11 protein-coding genes are annotated in these 17,934 nt (G+C 39.6%); 1 reads left to right on the top strand and 10 read right to left on the bottom strand.

What is annotated here, in order from left to right:
- Positions 1-57: 57 nt before the first annotated feature.
- From ACWA1B_RS17415 to ACWA1B_RS17460, 10 genes are all read right to left on the bottom strand, one after another.
- Complete coding sequence (locus ACWA1B_RS17415) at positions 58-2,679, bottom strand: glycoside hydrolase family 3 C-terminal domain-containing protein (RefSeq protein ID WP_456909078.1); 2,622 nt, start codon at positions 2,677-2,679, stop codon at positions 58-60.
- 26 nt (positions 2,680-2,705) lie between these two features.
- Positions 2,706-4,904 carry a glycoside hydrolase family 3 N-terminal domain-containing protein gene (locus ACWA1B_RS17420; protein WP_456909080.1) on the bottom strand — a complete coding sequence of 733 codons (2,199 nt, stop codon included), beginning with the start codon at positions 4,902-4,904 and terminating at the stop codon, positions 2,706-2,708.
- An 11-nt stretch (positions 4,905-4,915) separates the two neighbouring features.
- Complete coding sequence (locus tag ACWA1B_RS17425) at positions 4,916-5,914, bottom strand: GRP family sugar transporter (protein WP_456909081.1); 999 nt, start codon at positions 5,912-5,914, stop codon at positions 4,916-4,918.
- A gap of 62 nt (positions 5,915-5,976) precedes the next feature.
- Positions 5,977-6,885 (bottom strand): ribokinase, encoded by a 909-nt coding sequence (rbsK, locus tag ACWA1B_RS17430; RefSeq protein WP_456909083.1) that lies wholly within the window; start codon positions 6,883-6,885, stop codon positions 5,977-5,979.
- Positions 6,886-6,888: 3 nt separating this feature from the next.
- Complete coding sequence (locus tag ACWA1B_RS17435) at positions 6,889-9,453, bottom strand: beta-L-arabinofuranosidase domain-containing protein (RefSeq protein ID WP_456909085.1); 2,565 nt, start codon at positions 9,451-9,453, stop codon at positions 6,889-6,891.
- Positions 9,454-9,480: 27 nt separating this feature from the next.
- On the bottom strand, positions 9,481-11,496 hold the full coding sequence (locus ACWA1B_RS17440; protein ID WP_456909087.1) for a glycoside hydrolase 5 family protein: 2,016 nt from the start codon (positions 11,494-11,496) through the stop codon (positions 9,481-9,483).
- Positions 11,497-11,532: 36 nt separating this feature from the next.
- Positions 11,533-13,158, bottom strand: a complete 1,626-nt coding sequence (locus ACWA1B_RS17445) for a glycoside hydrolase family 31 protein (protein ID WP_456909088.1) — start codon at positions 13,156-13,158, stop codon at positions 11,533-11,535.
- 21 nt (positions 13,159-13,179) lie between these two features.
- Positions 13,180-14,007, bottom strand: coding sequence for a sialate O-acetylesterase (locus tag ACWA1B_RS17450; RefSeq protein WP_456909090.1), 828 nt, complete (start codon positions 14,005-14,007; stop codon positions 13,180-13,182).
- 129 nt (positions 14,008-14,136) lie between these two features.
- Entirely contained in the window at positions 14,137-15,504 is a 1,368-nt protein-coding gene (locus ACWA1B_RS17455; RefSeq protein ID WP_456909092.1) for a right-handed parallel beta-helix repeat-containing protein, read from the bottom strand.
- Between the two features lie 726 nt (positions 15,505-16,230).
- Positions 16,231-17,286, bottom strand: coding sequence for a hypothetical protein (locus tag ACWA1B_RS17460; protein WP_456909094.1), 1,056 nt, complete (start codon positions 17,284-17,286; stop codon positions 16,231-16,233).
- 349 nt (positions 17,287-17,635) lie between these two features.
- Here ACWA1B_RS17460 and ACWA1B_RS17465 point away from each other — a divergent pair, with 349 nt between their 5' ends.
- On the top strand, positions 17,636-17,848 hold the full coding sequence (locus tag ACWA1B_RS17465; RefSeq protein ID WP_456909096.1) for a hypothetical protein: 213 nt from the start codon (positions 17,636-17,638) through the stop codon (positions 17,846-17,848).
- The last annotated feature ends 86 nt before the right edge of the window (positions 17,849-17,934 follow it).

Consider the following 17,934-nt stretch of genomic DNA (forward strand, 5'->3'; position numbering starts at 1 on the left):
TTCAATAAAATCAAAACCAAACCAAGAGAAGAATTTTCGATTTAACCTCGAACTTGACTACGGTAAAATTTTTATCGATTTCTCGACAACATTTCCATCTTTAAGAAATTGTGATGATGGCTGCGCGCCGCCAACGGAAATCACAATGTTTCCAGCCAATTCAATTGCCAGACCGTTGTCATCTGTTACACTCAAATCTTTTGGGGAAACTTTAAACATAAGAGTCTGACTCTGCCCTGCTTTCAAATGAATTCTTTGAAAACCTTTAAGGGAACGAATGGGCACCTTTACGTCAGAACCGATATGTGAAACATACAATTGAGCAACTTCATCTCCTGCTCGTTTGCCTGTATTCTCTACTTTAACAGAAATAGAAATATCCTCCCCTTTTTTAGCACTTGAAACTGTCTGCAGATTACTATACCTGAAACTGGTGTAGCTAAGACCAAAGCCAAAAGGATACAAAGGTTCGCCTCTAAAATATCGATATGTCCTGTTATCCATTGAATAATTTTCGAAGTCCGGAAGATCTCCCACATTCTTATAAAAAGTAACAGGAAGCCTTCCCGCCGGATTATAGTCTCCAAACAAGACATCAGCAATGGCTTGCCCGCCGGCCTGTCCAGGATACCATGCCTGAATAATAGCAGGAAGATTTTTTGCTTCCCACTCAAATCCCATTGCACTGCCTGACATGTTGATAAAAACTACTGGTTTTCCTGTTGCCATTAAAGCCTGCATCGTTTGTGTCTGTAATGCAGGAAGATTGATATTGGTTCTATCACCTCCTTTAAATCCATCGACTGAAACCGGCATTGATTCTCCTTCAAGCTGCGCCGATATACCACCGGCAAAAATAATAACATCAGCATCCTTTACTTTTTCGGCCAAAGCCTCAGGAGAAATTGCTTCAGTAAGCCCCACATCAAATTTTACCTCAGCATTATCGTTATACTGGACATATTCTATTGCAAGCTTGTATTTTTTCCCCTTTTCAGCCCTAAAGGTATAGTAGGAGGTTTTTAAATCCGTATCTATGACTTTCTTTCCGTCAAGATATAAAACCGCATGATCGTCGCCCATCAAACTAAAGGTTGTTTCCTTGGTAGCATTGGGCACAAAATCGGTTGTCCATCGAACTGAAATATCTCTTATTATAACTTTATTATCGATCAGATGTCCGTCTCCCCACTTAAAATCCACATTTTTATCAAGTTTCTCAATAAGTGGGTTGCCTTCAAATTTTGTGTTTTGAAAATAAGTGGCCCTAAAACCTAGCTTTCCTTCTGAGACAAATTCCTTTTCATTATAATGCGACTTGAATACTTTGTTATCGACTAAGTTAATTCCCTGTTCAAACAGCACATCCCCAGCAACCTTGCTTTTAATTCCTTCCAAAAGGGTGCTAATATTTGAAGGATAACCATAGTAGTTGGCCAGCATGACCGACTTATCGTTTGCATTTGGACCGACCAGTGCTATTTTTTTTATTCTTTTACTCAGTGGAAGAAGGTTGTTTTCGTTTTTAAGAAGCACCATCGACTCCTGAGCCATTTTTAAAGCATGAGCTTTATGCAAAGGGCTTTCCAAAGCAGAAATATCGATTTTTGACATCGGAGCTGATCCTTCTGGGTCAAACATTCCCAATCGAAAACGTATCGTCAATAGCCTTTTAACCGAAACATCCACATTTTGTTCCGAAAGAAGTCCTTGGGCAATTGCGTTTTTTAGTGCTTTATAAGTAGGATCCGACGAGCATTCACAATCTGTTCCTTTTAAAACTGCATCTGCCGCTGCTGTTTCTTTATCCGCATGCGTTTTATGGGTTTTCCAGAACATGCTGATTCCTCCGCAGTCTGAGGTAACATAACCTGTAAAATTCCATTGTTTTCGAAGAATATCCTGCATAAGAATATCATTTCCGCAGCAAGGTTTGCCTTCAAATTGGTTGTAAGCGCACATAACGCCGCTTACCTTCGCATCTACTATCAAATCACGAAAAGCAGGCAGATAGGTATCCCACAAATCATGTTTTGAAATCTGGGCATTGTAGGTACTGCGGCTCCATTCTGGTCCACTGTGCACGGCAAAATGTTTGGCGCAAGCCGACGCATTAAGATATACAGGGTCATCACCCTGAAGTCCCTCCACGAATGCCTTGCCAAGTGAGCCGGTCAGGAACGGATCTTCGCCATAGGTTTCCTGTCCTCTCCCCCATCGTGGATCACGAAATATATTGATATTGGGAGACCAGTAGGTAAGTCCAAGATAAATACCTGATTTTCCTTTCTTTTTGGAGTCATTATATATAGCCCGTCCCTCAACGGCACAGTACTCTGCCATTTGATGAATTGACTTTGGATTCCATGAAGCAGCCATAGCAATTGCCTGCGGATAGGAAGTCACATTATAAGGGGTTCGGGCTACGCCATGAAGGCTCTCATTCCACCAATTATAGGCTGGAATATTTAATCTTTCAATAGCAGGTGAATTATTGACCATCTGGCTCAGTTTTTCCTCCAGAGTCATTTTGGAGAGCAGATCCTCTACCCGCTGCTCGATGGTGTATTTAGGATTGTTGTAGCTATTTTGTGCCTGCAGTTTAGACTGGTAAAATAAAATACAAAAAAAAAGTATTATTTTATTGAAATTAACAGGCATTGACAAAGGAATATTCATAGTTAGTATTTTTGAAAGAACCGTACTTACTCGGTAACTTCGAATTTTATCTTTTGATCACTTACATGTAAATAAAACGCTCCGGGTTCAAATAAAGGTTTTCCGTCTGAATCGGGAAAGCTTAAATCACGTATGGGATCTATCTCGTAGGTGTAAACCGCTTTTTCTCCGGATTTTATCTCCTTTTTCTCGAAAAACTTCAGCTCCTTTAAAGGTCTTGAAATCGATGCTACAGGATCAGAAACATACCACAACACCGTTTCTTTCCCATCGTATTTTCCTGTATTCGAAATAGTGACCTGAAACCTAATCTTTTCCTTCTTGCTGACTTTTACCGCCGACGATTCTACGGGGCTGTACTTATAGTCTGTATAGCTTAAACCATGCCCGAAATTATATAACGGCTGGGTCGAAATATCCTGATAATCGCCTTGTTTATCAAACGGTCTGGCACTTTGGCGCATACTGTAATACAGAGGTATTTGTCCTGTAGTTAACGGAAAAGTTATGGCTAGTTTGCCTGAAGGATTCAGCCTTCCTGAAAGAATTCCAGCCAAAGGAGTTCCTCCGGCAATTCCAGGCTGCCATATCTCAACGATCGCATCTGCCGTTTTCTCAAGTTTTACTAATTCTAAGGGACGGCCATTAGACAATACAAGGACTATTGGCTTACCAGCCTTTTGAAGGGCCAATGCAAGTCTTTCCTGTATTTCAGGTAGTGCAATTGTAGATCTGGAGGCGTTCTCCCCGCTCCATGTCTTTTTCTCTCCCAGGCAAAGTATAACAACATCTGACTGCTGTGCTTTTTCAAGAGCTTCAGCAAAGTCTTTCTCATCTGATCCATCAAAATCACACCCTTTGGCATAATTGATCGAAACATTTTTAAATTCATTAGTTAAGCCCTCAAAAATTGATTCCGCATCTTTCGCTTGTCCGTTAAAAGACCATGATCCCATTATATTTTCCTTGTCTTTAGCCATGGGGCCGATCAAAGCGATTTTTTTTACTTGCGATCCAAGTGGAAGCGTACTATTTTTATTCTTTAAGAGTACCATGGATTCTGATGCCAGATTCGCTGCCAACTGCTTACTCTGCGGCTGAAGATAACGCAGATTCTCCTCTATAATTTCTGTATATGGATTATCAAATAATCCAAGCTCAAACTTCACTTTGAGCACACGGCTTACGGCTTCGTCAATAGCCTTCAGTGTGATTTTTTTCTCTCTTAGAAGTGCTTCAAAATTTTCAAAATAAATATTATCTTTCATGTCCATTTCCACTCCTGCCGTAAAAGCTTTCTGAGCAGCTTCTTTCTTATCTTTTGCAACTCCCTGATAAATTAACTGCTCTACTGCATTCCAATCTGATACGACAAAACCATCGAATTTCCAACGCTTTTTTAGTATTTCCGTCAGGGTATAATAATTAGAAGTAGCAGGAACACCGCTGATATCGTTAAAACCACTCATAACAGTGGCGGCGCCTGCATCAATACAGGCTTTATAAGGCGGCAAATAAGTCTCCCACAGCGACTGAGCCGAGACGTCGCTAAAACGATAATCGCGTCCGCCTTCGCTCATTCCATAACCTGCATAATGTTTTAGACAGGCGGCAATAGAAAAAGGATCTGAAAGTTTGGCGCCCTGATAGCCTCTTACCGATGCGGCTCCGAAGACAGCGTTTACGTAAGGATCCTCTCCATAACCTTCTGAAACTCGTCCCCATCTTGGATCTCTTACAACATCAATCATAGGGGAGAAAGTCCAGTCTACACCAGATAACACTGACTCCCTTGCTGCTGCGGCACAATTTAATTTTACAAGCTCCGGATTCCACGAACAGGCTTGCGCAATGGAAATTGGATAAACGGTACGGAAACCATGAATGACATCAAAACCAAAAAGTACCGGAATTCCAAGACGGGTCTCCTCCATTGCTTTCTTTTGGACTGCGTTTCTTAAAACCGGATCAGCACTGAAATAGATTAGGGATCCTATTCCCGCAGGAAGTTTTTTAATCTCTGGCCCAATATTGTTGGGATTGCTGTTGAGTCCGAAAGTATATTGATTGAGCTGAAGCACTTTTTCCTCAAGAGTCATTCGTTTGACTAAATCAGCAACTCGTTCCTGCACTTTTACTGACTTATCTTTATACAAGGGCACTTGCCCACTAACCATGTTCATTGTAAAAATGGCAACCAGTATTTGAATTATATTGAGTCTCATAAATAAATAATTTATTTTTTTGCCAAAATGATTAAAAGAATTCCAACAAGATATAAGGCAAGCATCAAATACAATTTTCTGGTTGTTCGGGGAGAAGCATCTGCAAATTCTTTCCAGATAAAAATTCCCCAGATTGCTGCAATAATCGTTGCCCCCTGCCCTAATCCATAGGATATGGCAGAACCGGCCATGCCGGATGCAATAATGTTAAAAGACATCCCAAGATGCCAGACAGCACCACCAAAAATCCCTATTAGATGATCTTTTGCGGAGCCCTTGAAATAATCACGGGCACTTAATCTCGTTCCCGAAAAAGGGAAACGCATTAACAGACCGTTAAAAATAAAATTGCTCCCTACGATACCCACTGCAAAAAACACCAAGGCAGTGTACGGAGTAAGTTTACCGGCTTCAGGAATTGCGAAGTCAGTATAAATGGAAGCAGCAACATATTTATAGAAAAAACCCATCAGGACTCCGGCAGCAATAGCAAGCAAGAGTCCTTTAACTGAAAAGGAACCTGCAATTCTTGAAACTTTTCTATAGGCATTCGCATTGAGTAAAATGGCTATCGCAATTAGTGCAACTCCGCCAAAAAGCAGTATTGCATTGCCCTGTGGATTGTCAGCATAGTTTACCAAAACTCCCAATATTAAAGCTATTCCTATACCAACAGGAAACGCGACACTCATTCCGGCCAAGGCTATGGCGGAAACCAAAAGTATATTGGCGAGATTAAAAACAATTCCGCCAATAAGTGCCGAAAATATATTTTCTTTATTGGCCTGTGCAATATTTTCTAAAAATGGCATTCCGACACTACCATAACTTCCCAGAGTAAAGGCCATCAATAAGGACAAAAGCAAAATGCCTATTGCATAATCCCAATAGAAAAGCTCAAAACGCCAGTGCGAAGAACTTAATTTGGTGGTATTGGCCCACGATCCCCAGCATAGCATGGTGATAAAACAAAATAAAATTGCTGTATTATACGAATGAATTACAAACATAGTCTGATCTTTATTAATGATAAAATTGTGGCCTATTTCTGGTATGTACTTACGCCACATCGCTACATAATTATTTCCTCTCTAAAAGGTGTGGACACCTGGGCTCCCATTCGTGTTACTGATATTGCGGCAGCCCTGCAGGCAAACCCAACTGCTTCTTTCCAGCTCCTATCCTCCGACAAAGCAACAATAAGGGCACCGTTAAAAATATCTCCGGCAGCTGTTGTATCGACTGCATTTACTTTTGGAGAATCAATAAGCCCCTTAAAAGATTCAGCATACACGTAAGCGCCTTTGCTTCCCATTGTAATGATGGTATTTTGCACTCCTTTTGATTTGAAAATTTCTGCAGCCTTTTGCGCTGAAATGGCATCGGTGACTTTTATTCCTGTCAGCAATTCTGTTTCGGTCTGATTGGGTGTAATCAGAAATAAGCCATCATACACTTCATTGGGCAGAATCGCCGCAGGAGCAGGATTTAATATAAGATGCTTATTGTTTATTTTTGTGTACTTTGCCAAGTCTATAACCACCGCTATAGGCGATTCCAGCTGTGTAATAATCCACTTGGAATCAGCTGCTTTTTCAATCCCTGCCAATACATCATTTGATTGAAGCAAGGCATTGGCACCTGATGCCACTATGATGGAATTTTCACCCTCCGAATTAACGGTTATAACAGCTACTCCCGTGGGTGCATTCCGATCCTGTGCAATACAGCTTATATCAATATTTTCCTGATTATAATGCGCCATGGCATCATTCCCAAAAGTGTCGCTTCCTACCCTGCAGATAAATTTGACAGCTGCTCCGGCCCTGGCAGCTGCAACAGCCTGGTTGGCACCTTTTCCTCCTTGAAAAATGTAAAAATCACCTCCAAGAATCGTCTCACCCGGTTTTGGAAATCTTTCTGTCCTTAAAACCATATCGGTATTAGAACTTCCTACTACAATTATTTTACTCTTGCTCATGGCTTATTTTATTGTTTTAATCCACGTGGAAATTACCCCTCCACTCTGGCCGGCATCAGCATACGGCACTAACAAAACATCTTGAGGGCCGTTTTTTGCTTCTGCCTTTACTTTAAATATTTCACCGCCTATCCAATTACTCGGCAAAGAAAAACCCGAGAGCTGCAATTCAAGATCTTTTGGATTTAAGCTGATAGCGCTCAAATCAAGATCACCGTTAAGGCTCTTATCGAAGGCAAGTATTTGAGGGCCGCGCTGCAAGGCTAACTGGTCGGGATAGCTTTTGCCTCCCTGAAGTACCAGAACAGGCAAATGAAACAGGACCTCTATTTGATCGCCTTTTTTCCAAACCCTGTCGATAGAAATGGTTTCGGTATTTCCTACAGATTGCTTTTGCCCATTTATCTTAATGGTAAAATCAGTCGCCCAGTAGGGTTTTCTAAAATCAACTGAAAATTTATCTTTTGATGTATTGTTCACAGTAATAAGTACTTTTTCATCTTTTAGAAAATCTCCTGTTGTGGTAAAAGAAATTTTATCGCTCCCTGAAGTCGTGTTATATGTTCCAGGCTGATACAATAGAAAAGCCGGGTTCTGGTTTAGTTTTCCGTTGCCGAACAACGGTATCATCGCAATTCCTCTCGGTACACTGCTCATACAGCAGGTAATGACACTGCGATACGGTTTTTTACCCACCAAGGGCGTATAATAACTTACAGCTCCAGTCTGCGGGTTTTCTGCACCTGTAAGATGATTATAAACAGAACGTTCCAATTCATCCAGATATTTAATCTGCCCCGTAATGCAGAATAATTGGTAATTGAGCTGTACCCAGGTAGTGGTCACACAGCCTTCTCCCATATTGTCCTTATCACTTGCAGGGAGAACATGATCATCCTGAAAATGTTCAAAAGAGCTTGTCGTCCCGGTTATATACAGCCTGTTGGCAACAATATCATTCCAGGCGGTCAGTATAGGATCCAGAAATTGCTGATCGCCCGTGAGACGATACAATTTTGTTACGCCTAAAAAGTTCGACATCATTTCATAGGCTTTGGCATTGGCAACTTTATCGACTCTTTTTTCTGAATTCAAAGTGGTTATGATTTTGGGTCCGCCTGCATTATCAAAAGCTTTGATCACCGTATAACAATAATCCAGGTATTTTTTATTGCCCGAAAAGCGATACAGTTCGGCCATAGATTCCAAAATACAGGTCGCAGCCATACCTACATGGCCTCCTGCCTTTACGATGTCTTTCTGCCCTTTCTCAGTGCCAAAGGTTTTCATGATCAGATCGCCTATTTTCTCACTGGAATTTAGTGCAGGCTTGAATCCCGACAGTTCATAATAACGCAGTAATCCCATCAGATCATAACGGTGGCTCCAGACATCCCAGCTCGTCCAATGGCTGTCAATATCATATGTCCCCAGATAACCGTCCGTTAGTTGTGCACCTATAAGCTGTTGGGCAGTCCTGTCTATCTGATTTTTCAATATGGCATTAGGATGGTTTTCATACGAATTGCAGGCTGCTTCCAAAAATTTGCCAACATGTTCCCCAATCCAGGAATGATTACCCGGACGGTTGATAAAACCTGCCAGCAATGCATCCTCGTCCACATTATAAAGGCGCTTCTCTGTATTGGCTTTAATTCTTTCGCCAAGCCAGCCCTGAATCGCTATATTATTTAAGTCTGACGGAACATACTTTTGCTCGGCTTTATAATTGACCACAGGCATAGCCCTTTTATAGACGATGTCTTCAAACCCATACTCTGCATTCCACTTCTGAATATATTCCATTGAAGCAATAGACACAGTGTAGACTACTTTCACAAAAGAAGTTTTGGATTTATAACGGAATCCTATATTATTTTCTCCAACAGCAAGGTCAGTTTGTTTTTTTTCAGTATAAATTTTATTGCCCTGAAAATCGTAAAAATCTGCCTGAATTACCCCTGAAATGATATTTGGGGATTTGTTTACCACTATCAATTGGTACTCCAAATCTTTATTCTGGATTGGCGCTTTTGTGTCTGCATTGCTGATGTTTGTTTTATAAGCAAAAAAATTCGCAGGCGCAGCAGCGATAAAGGCAGGCGTTTTTGAAATTTTAAAGGATCCCCAATGTCCTACCCTGATGGCAATTGTATTTTCCTTGTCCCATAAAATATCCTCTTTGGAAACAAGGTAATTCCTATAGGTATCCCCTGATCCGGTAGAACCCAGCAGCTTTCCATTGAGGTATGTATCGTCTGTCTGCAGAATTTTTCCCATGCTCAAGGTAAGCAATCCTGTTTTTTTGAATTCTGACTGAAGTGAAGATGGAATTATGACTTTCTTGCGAATCCAAAGCGTCCTGTTTGCGGTAGTCTTATGATCGTCGCTCCACTGCAGGTCCTTCAACTCTTCCCAGGAAAGATCATTATATTGCATCTGGCTGAATTCGCTTTTGTCCTCAAACGAAATTTTCCAGGGTCCTTCTATAACAAAGTTTTGTGCTGAAGCCTCTATTGCTGTCAGACAAAAAACTAAAATTAAAATGCCGGTTTTAAATATTTTCATAATTATTTTTTTGAAATTTAATTTATGCTATTGCTTTGTCAACATCAAAACAACTGCATCATTAGCCGCAATAGTTAAAGATGATCCTGAAGGCTTACTTCCGTATAATGCTGATTTTACATTCCAGCCCTCTTTTATCTTAATTTCAGTAGCACTGTTTTCTGCACTGTAATTAATCAGGATAACTACTTTCTCACTGGCAGAAATCTCATGCTCTGTTGTACCAATAAAAACATTAGACTGTTGCAAAATGCGCTTGTTGATTAACGGTTTGGCAATTTCTTTATATATCGCTGCATAGGCAGGCTGTTGCTTATCAAAAGCCCCAACGGTGGTGGTAAGGTTGTTTTCAAGCGGAAAGGTCAGCAGGTAAATAAAACCTTTTCCATAAGTGGTTTTTAAAAACAGCGGATTACCATCTTCCTCGGAAGCCAGCACGGTTGCATTTTTAGGGTTTATTGCTAATTTACGCTCTGATCTTGTACTGAAGTTCAGCACCGTTCCATCTATGATTGCATTAAAACCCACCGATCCCCTGCGTTTCATATTGGTTAACACTTCAATATCCAAAGGTTCATTAAAAGTATGCAGATAGGCATCGTCCAGTGACATATACAAAGTTGCGCCATTTTTAACCTTTTCCAAAAGCTTAAACCAGTAATCCTTGAAGAAAGGATCTATCCCTTTCAGTGAAGGCAGCAAATATAATGGGGCATCAGCCAACTCCTGATCAGCCTTCTGGAATTGAAAATCAAAGCCTGCCTGCTTAGCAAGAACAAAACTCGAATAGGCGACAGACCATGTATCCTGTCCTTCTGTCAAAATACATACCGCTTCTGCTTTTCTGGCTGGCAGCGTCTTAAAAGGAAGCTTATCAATAAGACTGCTGAAATCCTTAAAGACGGTCATAACAGGTTTCGGGGTTCTGTCTTCTTTGATAAGTCCTAACTCAGCTTCAACGGAAGCATAATTGTAAGGCGGATATTTAAAACTGAGCTGGTCATACGCGCACCACCAAAATGTACCCATACAATCATGAGCCCAATTAGAGAACAAGGCAGTTCTGGCAAAAGCGGCCTTTTCTTTTTCACCGCCTGTCATGGGGCCCATAACTCCTGTTTCCTCAGTCAGGGCAGGTTTTCCTCCCACATCGCCGTATAGTCTGGTTTCAGCCGCAGCATGAAGAATCGTTCGCATTGAATTAATTGGGTCCTGACTGGTAAACCTGGTCCATAAAGAATATGGGTGGGTGGTTAAAATATCGGTGGTTGCGGCCTGGTCAATAATTCTCCATACGGCATTTTTCTCTGCCTGCAGACTGTGCATACCCGATATCACGGGCCTTGTATTATCTTCACTTTTAATGGCACCGGAAATAACAGACGACCATAAATAGGCCTGATTATTATTTTCTAATTTCTGCATTTCATTGCATTCATTTCCAAAATCCCACGCAATAATAGCAGGTTTATTTTTTAAACGTTTTACAAAAGAAGTAACAAATTTCTGTTGCCAAACCAATGCTGCTGGATCGGTCATGATATCCTTTCCTTCCAAAGCAGGCGGAACATATAATTGTCCACTCATCCAGCCTGTTATAAGTCCCACAACTAATTTTAAGTTGTACTTGTGCGCCAAATCAGCCAAAAGCTCAAAATGCTTTAATTGCTCTTCGCTCATGCCATCGCTCCCAATACCTGTTAAGGGAAGGGGCTGCTCGTTTATGCCTGCGAAATATTTAACTTCTCCACGGCCACCATAGACTATATGCAGCGGTTGGAAATCGGGCCAGAGTGGAAATACCCTTAATACCTTAATTCCGTTTTCAGAAAGCTGCTTGAAATCTTTTTCTATAATCTCGGGTTTCCAGTCCTTCCACATGTGAGTTCCTGCATGCGAGGACCAATAATTAGCCCCGACCGCAAATGTACCCGGAGTTTTAAGCAGTCTCTCCTGGGCTGTGATACTTGCAATGCTTACAAACAAGAACAATAGCATATATATATAAGCTATACCCTTCCTGTTTATCTTCTTACTACTCATAATATAATTTGTTATTAAGAAATACTATTTTCAATATTATTTCTCTAGTATAAAATACGGCAAGCGGTTTAAAGGAACTTCAATAGTGATGGTCTGACCTCCTTTATATTTCTTTCCTAAATCATCGATCCAATTTCCTTTAGGCAGTTTGACAGATCTTGTATTTCCTTTTACTACCATGGGAGCAACCAAATATTTTTCGCCCAGCATAAACTGCGTATCACAGGACTCAAAACCCTGATTAGGAAACGAATATTCAAGATGACGCACAATTGGCTCTCCATCAATCGCGGCTTTTTGTGCCAGTCCAACTATGTAATCGCCCATTTTAGCATGCAGCTGGGCAGCTTCCCTTACAATTACTAAATGTTTTTCATCCAAGACCCTCCATGGGGCAACAGAAAACTGCATCATTGGCATTAATGCCTGAATCTGAGCTGAACGGACCATCAGTTCCTGATCGAATTTGGAATAATCAATATTCTCGAAATTAGACAGCAGGCCTCCTCCTATCATATCCGGACACGTAAAGGGATGCCCTATTAATCCAGCAGATACCATATCGGGAATCAATATTTTTAATTCATCCCACGAATACCCCTTATCCTGAAGGCGTTGCGCGAGGGGCTGATTTCCGTTTTTCCAGCCTGCTCGAAATTCATTAAATTTAAACTCCGCTCCCAGTTTTCCAAATAGCTCTGCCTGCACAGGACCACTGGTATTGGTGTCTTCATTAGGGAACACCTTTGATCCTTTTGTGTAGAAATCAGAATCAACGGCATCGAACTTAAAGCCGTCAATGTTATAGGATTTCTGGAGTTTGGTCAGTTTAGACCTCAACCAATCAACGGCAAACGGCTGACTTAAATCCAAACAGCCACTATATCCATTCCACCATTTAATAATGGCAGGTCTGGCTGAATCTTTTCTCAGCACAAGGGCTTTGTTTTTTGACAGATATCCGAACTCTTTCCCATCAGGACTGACAAAAGGAGTTAACCATAACATGACTTTAAAACCTTTTTGATGAAGTTCTTCCACCATGCCTTTGGGATCAGAGAATTTAGAGGTATCAAAATCAAAGTTCCCATAGTCTTTTGACCAGATATCATCAATCATAAAGACACCTGAAGGAAAATTATTGGCAAGGATATCCGATGCATATTTTAATATTTTTGGTTGATCCTGATTGTAATTAAGCTCAATCCACATATTGTATTGCGGCATTTTGAACATCAGTTCATCAGGAGTTTTGCCCGAGGCAGGAAAATGTAGTTTCATTGCCGATAGATAGGCATCACGAAGAGATGAACCTGAAGGAACTGCATTTATCTTTTCAAAATCGGAATGCAGGATTACATTGCCTTGCTTGAGTTCAAAAGCAAAAGGCTGGTCGCTCCAGATGTAACGCCCTTTATTGGAAATTAAAAGTGGTGCTGCCTGGTTACCGCGATTGTCCGTACCCAGATTGTTTAGTTTCTCATCCGGCCCGTAGGGCTGAAAGGTAATATCCTTCAGCGGTGTGTTGCAGAATGCCTTTGCTGTATATGCACCATACCATTTTTCATTAGCAAGGGAGGTAACGGTTGAAAGTATATTTTGTGCCGATAATCCAAATGAGTAAATCAAGAGCACTAGGGTAAAAATTTTAATTTTGTTCATTGCCAGGGTTAATTATGATATTTATTTTAATGTTTCAAGATATTTTTGAGCCATTCTGATACCCATTTTTCTTTGGGATAGAGCATCAAAATGCAAATTGTCTCCTATATTGGTAAAGTCTTCCGTAGGTATCGTATATACATTTTCATCCTCCGTATCCACTGCATCTATGGCCTTATTAATGTTTTTTATATATTTATTATCAACGAATTCACCAATATGACCTGTTATAACAGTCATTTGCTGGTTATCGGCAATACTTCTGAAGGAGGCAAAAATATTTTTTAGTTTTAGCTGATAATCCTTACTTCCCTGCGCCGTTGCGTCGCTTTCTCCCTGGTGCCACAGGATGGCTTTTATAGTCCCGTAATTTGATCCCACTTGCAGTTTGTCACGAAAATTCGATAGCAATTTTATATTTCTGTGAATAGAGTCTCCAATCCATTTATTTATCGAACTTCCACCAACTGCCACTGGAACTAAAATTATATTGACAGAATCATTTACATGTGCAAGAATTTCATTTGCAAAAGAAACTCCACAGTCCAACCCTTTCATACGCTCTTCAAAATCATGCAACGGCTCCCTTGCCCTAATTAAATTTCCCTCCTTGTTAATTGAAAAGATCCTGGGGCTGCTAATCGTATCCAAAGGACTCACTTTGGCACGGCCCGCCATATTGGACTGACCTGCCATTATAAAAACCCAAGTATTTGATTTAGAGAAATTTTCGGGCATAATTTCTAAAACCCCTGGAGATCTCTGCTTCCTGTCACTTTGTGCAAATAGCGATCCTCCCGTGCAAAAACACAGAGCACCAAAAAAGAAGAAGAAATAAAAAGTTCTCAAAATGATATTTTAAAGATGAATGGTATTTTATTTTTTAGGTACAATAGAGAATAAGAAAACGAAGCCTAATTTGTTTGAGAAGTGCCCATTTACCAATCTTTTTTGAGATATATGTTTATAAAAAAACAGTTATTTAATTTCGTAAGCTCCACAGTCAATACTCGCCCCTTTGTATCGTGCAATACCTAAAATATCAAAAGCAGGGTAATACATTTTTATATAACCATAATCAATTGCCTTGCTACTTTCTTTGAGTTTAAAATCACCGGCTTCCGCATTCACAAACATCGGATTTACTGTGCCTCCCAAGGTTGCTAAGTCATCACCCGAAGTACTATTGAAATAAATGTTGTTTCGCTGGCTATAGTTTTCAGCATTGGCCACAGTATTTACTTTCTCGCCTGTTCTTGCATAAAGAATATTATTATAAACGGAGCAATTTTTATTTTTAATAGTTGCTGATTTTCCAATAATTGTAATCTCGCCTTCGTTAATTTCAGGAGTTGAACAATTTTGATAGCAGGTATTGTTTACAATATTGACATAACTTGAATTGTAAACATGGATTCCCCTGCCTCCATTATTATAAACAACATTATTCTCAATTAGTGTTTTACCACTGTAATCATTTACATTAGCATAATCAATAATAATCCCATTACCGTCCGTAAATTTGCAGTTTCCATCTCGCCATGGAACCAGCATTTTGTTGTTGTAAAGAATATTGTTACGTATAATATTTCTATTAGCATCTGTATCTGTATTGAAATTTTTTAATTCCAATAAACTGATACCGCTAGTACCATAAATTGAATACCACGCGTTATCAAATATGGTACAATTTTCAATTCTGATATAATCACAATCTATGGCGGCTACTCCAGCACCTCCACAATCGTAAACAACACAATTTTTTATATTGACATGATGATAAAATTCTCCCAAAGGATTGTTAAATGCAGAGGTTCTGCTGTCTACTAAAATTCCATTACCATTGTAAATAGATTGTGGAGCACCTGTAACTTTGCATCCCCCGGGCTGATTTAATGCATCGTTTAGCGTTATATTATCATTATTTCCTTGTACGGTAAACCCGTCTATTTCAATATAAGATCCTTTAATGTAGATACCAACCCAACTTGTATAGGTGATTTTTGGTTTGTGGCCCGGAAAATTTCTCCAAACAACCCATCCCGTAGGTGTTCCTGATGTTTTTTCTTCGAAATTTGAATACGTACCATTTTTTACCAAAACGCCATCTCCGGGAGCCGTAACAGCGGCAGCCTCTGAGAGTGTTTTAAATGCTGTTGCTTCGCTTAATCCGTTTCCACTTGCAGTAACAGACGCATCAACATAATAAGTTTTCCCTGTTATGGGAGTTGGCGCCTCTGTATTGACCGTTGTACTTTCATCCTTAACCGGATCATTGTTGTCACTACAGCTAAATGCTAATAATACTGCAATTAATAATGTTTGAAAAATGATCTTCTTTTTCATTTGTGGTTGTTTTATTTAGTTAGTAATCAGCGAATAAATCAAAAATTCATAATATGTGCCCCTGCACAGATTTTAAAAACATACAAATATCAACTATTTTTTGTATTTACTTCCAAATAAATAGTGTTTTTTTATTAAAAAACCAATTTTTGAGATTATAATAAGAACTAACCATTTTTTTTTATAATTTTCACAATCCTTTATTTATTCCGCAAAACAGCTAAAAAATCATCAGTATTTTAAAAGTGCTTCAATCACATAAGTACCATTTTTTTCAATGGAACATTTAGTTTAAAAGAATTTTATGGAAAAAAAATAATCTATGAGATAAAAAGGACTATAAAAAAAGCCATGAAAATCATGGCTTTAAGTTTCATTAACCCATTTTGAAGGTGGTAACGTTTTGCTGAACCAATCACCGGGATTTTCAGCCATCTCGAACACTAAAATTCCTGCCTTCATAACTTTCATCATGATCAATCCAGGATTTATTAAAAATTTTATTATTGGAAATCGCAGATTTTACCGATCTATTTTTAGCGCTCAGATTCTTGGCAATGATCTTCATCGACTTATTTCCATCCAGATGACAAATACATTTGTTGGGAATCACATCACAAATTTTAATGATCTTGGCTTAACAAAAAGCAATAGAGCCTAGTCTACTGCTTTTTAATTTCAGATTAAATGTATCCGATTTTCAGGTGTTCCATTTGAAATGTTAATTTACTCGAACAGCTCACCCGTTACGTTTGCATTTTTAGTAATGTGTGCCGCGCTCAGACTCATCATCTTAGTGCCACCCATATAAAGGTCAGTAAATTTTAATCCTGTAACACTTAAAGCTGGCGCCAGGATACCTTCACCATCCGTAGCCGGGTTTTGATTAGGAAGTTGTATGTTATTAAACACAAAATTAGATACTGAATATTTGCCAGTACTGGTCGGGGAATACATACTAAAAAATCTGTTTTTCCAATATGAGCTTGGTGCCGTACGTTCTTCTACAAACACGTTTTTAATAGTAATATTATTGAATGTTTTATTAAGTGGCTGTGTCGCTTTTAAGAGCACTGTTTCCATAACATTCTCCTGTCCAATAAGATCTATGTTATCATAAGTTATGTTGTTTGAAGAACTCCAATTATCTAACATAAGCAGATGCCCGCCATTTCCGCCCTGCCAGATTACAATATTTGATAGAGTACAGTTATTCGAACCATGTGAAGTTACATCATCGTTAGCGAATAAGAAGCAATCGTTAACGGTATTATAATCACCGTCAAACCAGACTGGATCTGTTTCAGGGTTCCAGTGTACTTGTTTGAGATCCCTAAAAGTATTATGGTGGCTCGAGTGGGTTTCGTTATTAGTGCCTTCATTACCATAAGTACAGGCAAAAACCCATTGTGCCGCATTTACAATGGTAAGCCCCTCCCAGCTAACATTGTTAACGCCGTTCCATGCACGATGTCCCTGATCTGGTGCGAATGTAGAATTGTCCCATTTGATATTACCGGTGGAACTAAAATTTAGATTACCGCTTGTTATGATTCCATGTCCAAGAAATTTTACATTATTTGTGCCTTTTGGCAATACAAAATTTCCCTGAACAATAGCACCCGCGGGAATATTTACTCTGGCACCTGAATTAATAACCATGTGATCCACATTTGTAATAGTTCCTGGTGCAAAGTTGATCGCTCCTGCACCACCAGTTTCTAAAGTTGGTTCAGGAGGGTTGCCAAATATGAAAAGCGGATTAAGCCTATTGCCATTCATGTCGAGAGAAAGCTTTTGATGCGCATTTATAGAGAATGTATATTGGTAGGCATTTATCTTCACTGGGTTAATTCCTAGGCGTTTAGGCCTAACCACACAACCCGATAAGGCCTGGATGCCTGTTATGCGAATATCGATTGTGTTTCCGCTTTCAAAAGAAAAGTTCGCAAAAGAAGCAGAGGTTTGAGGTCGCCTGTCAGAACCATTTGCTATGGCATAATTATCTGTCTTAAAGACCTGCACTTCCTGATAGATACTGGAAGAACTTAATTTTACTTCAACCCTATAGTCATTGGAAATGGTCAAGTGCTTAAGCGGGTTGGAACTGTTTGTAGTGTTGAAATTGTCAATGGTAGACTGGCTAATGATTGGCGGCACTTTTAGAACAGCTGTCGATGCTGCTGTTTCCTTTTGCGCTACTATGTTGATTTTTTCAACTCCGCTTTCTATTTCCTCTTCTTCTAATTTTGCACAACTGGAAAACCCCGCAGCCAATATGGCACTGAGGCAAAATACTTTTTTTAATGTGTTAATCTTCATAATTGGTTTTCTTGATAGTTAGTAATAGTTTTATAGCTTGCTGCCATACGCTCGCCCGGATTGTTGTGGTTATTTGAATTTATCGGCTTTAATATTTTGCATTTAAGG

The sequence above is a fragment of the Flavobacterium xizangense genome (assembly GCF_054075145.1).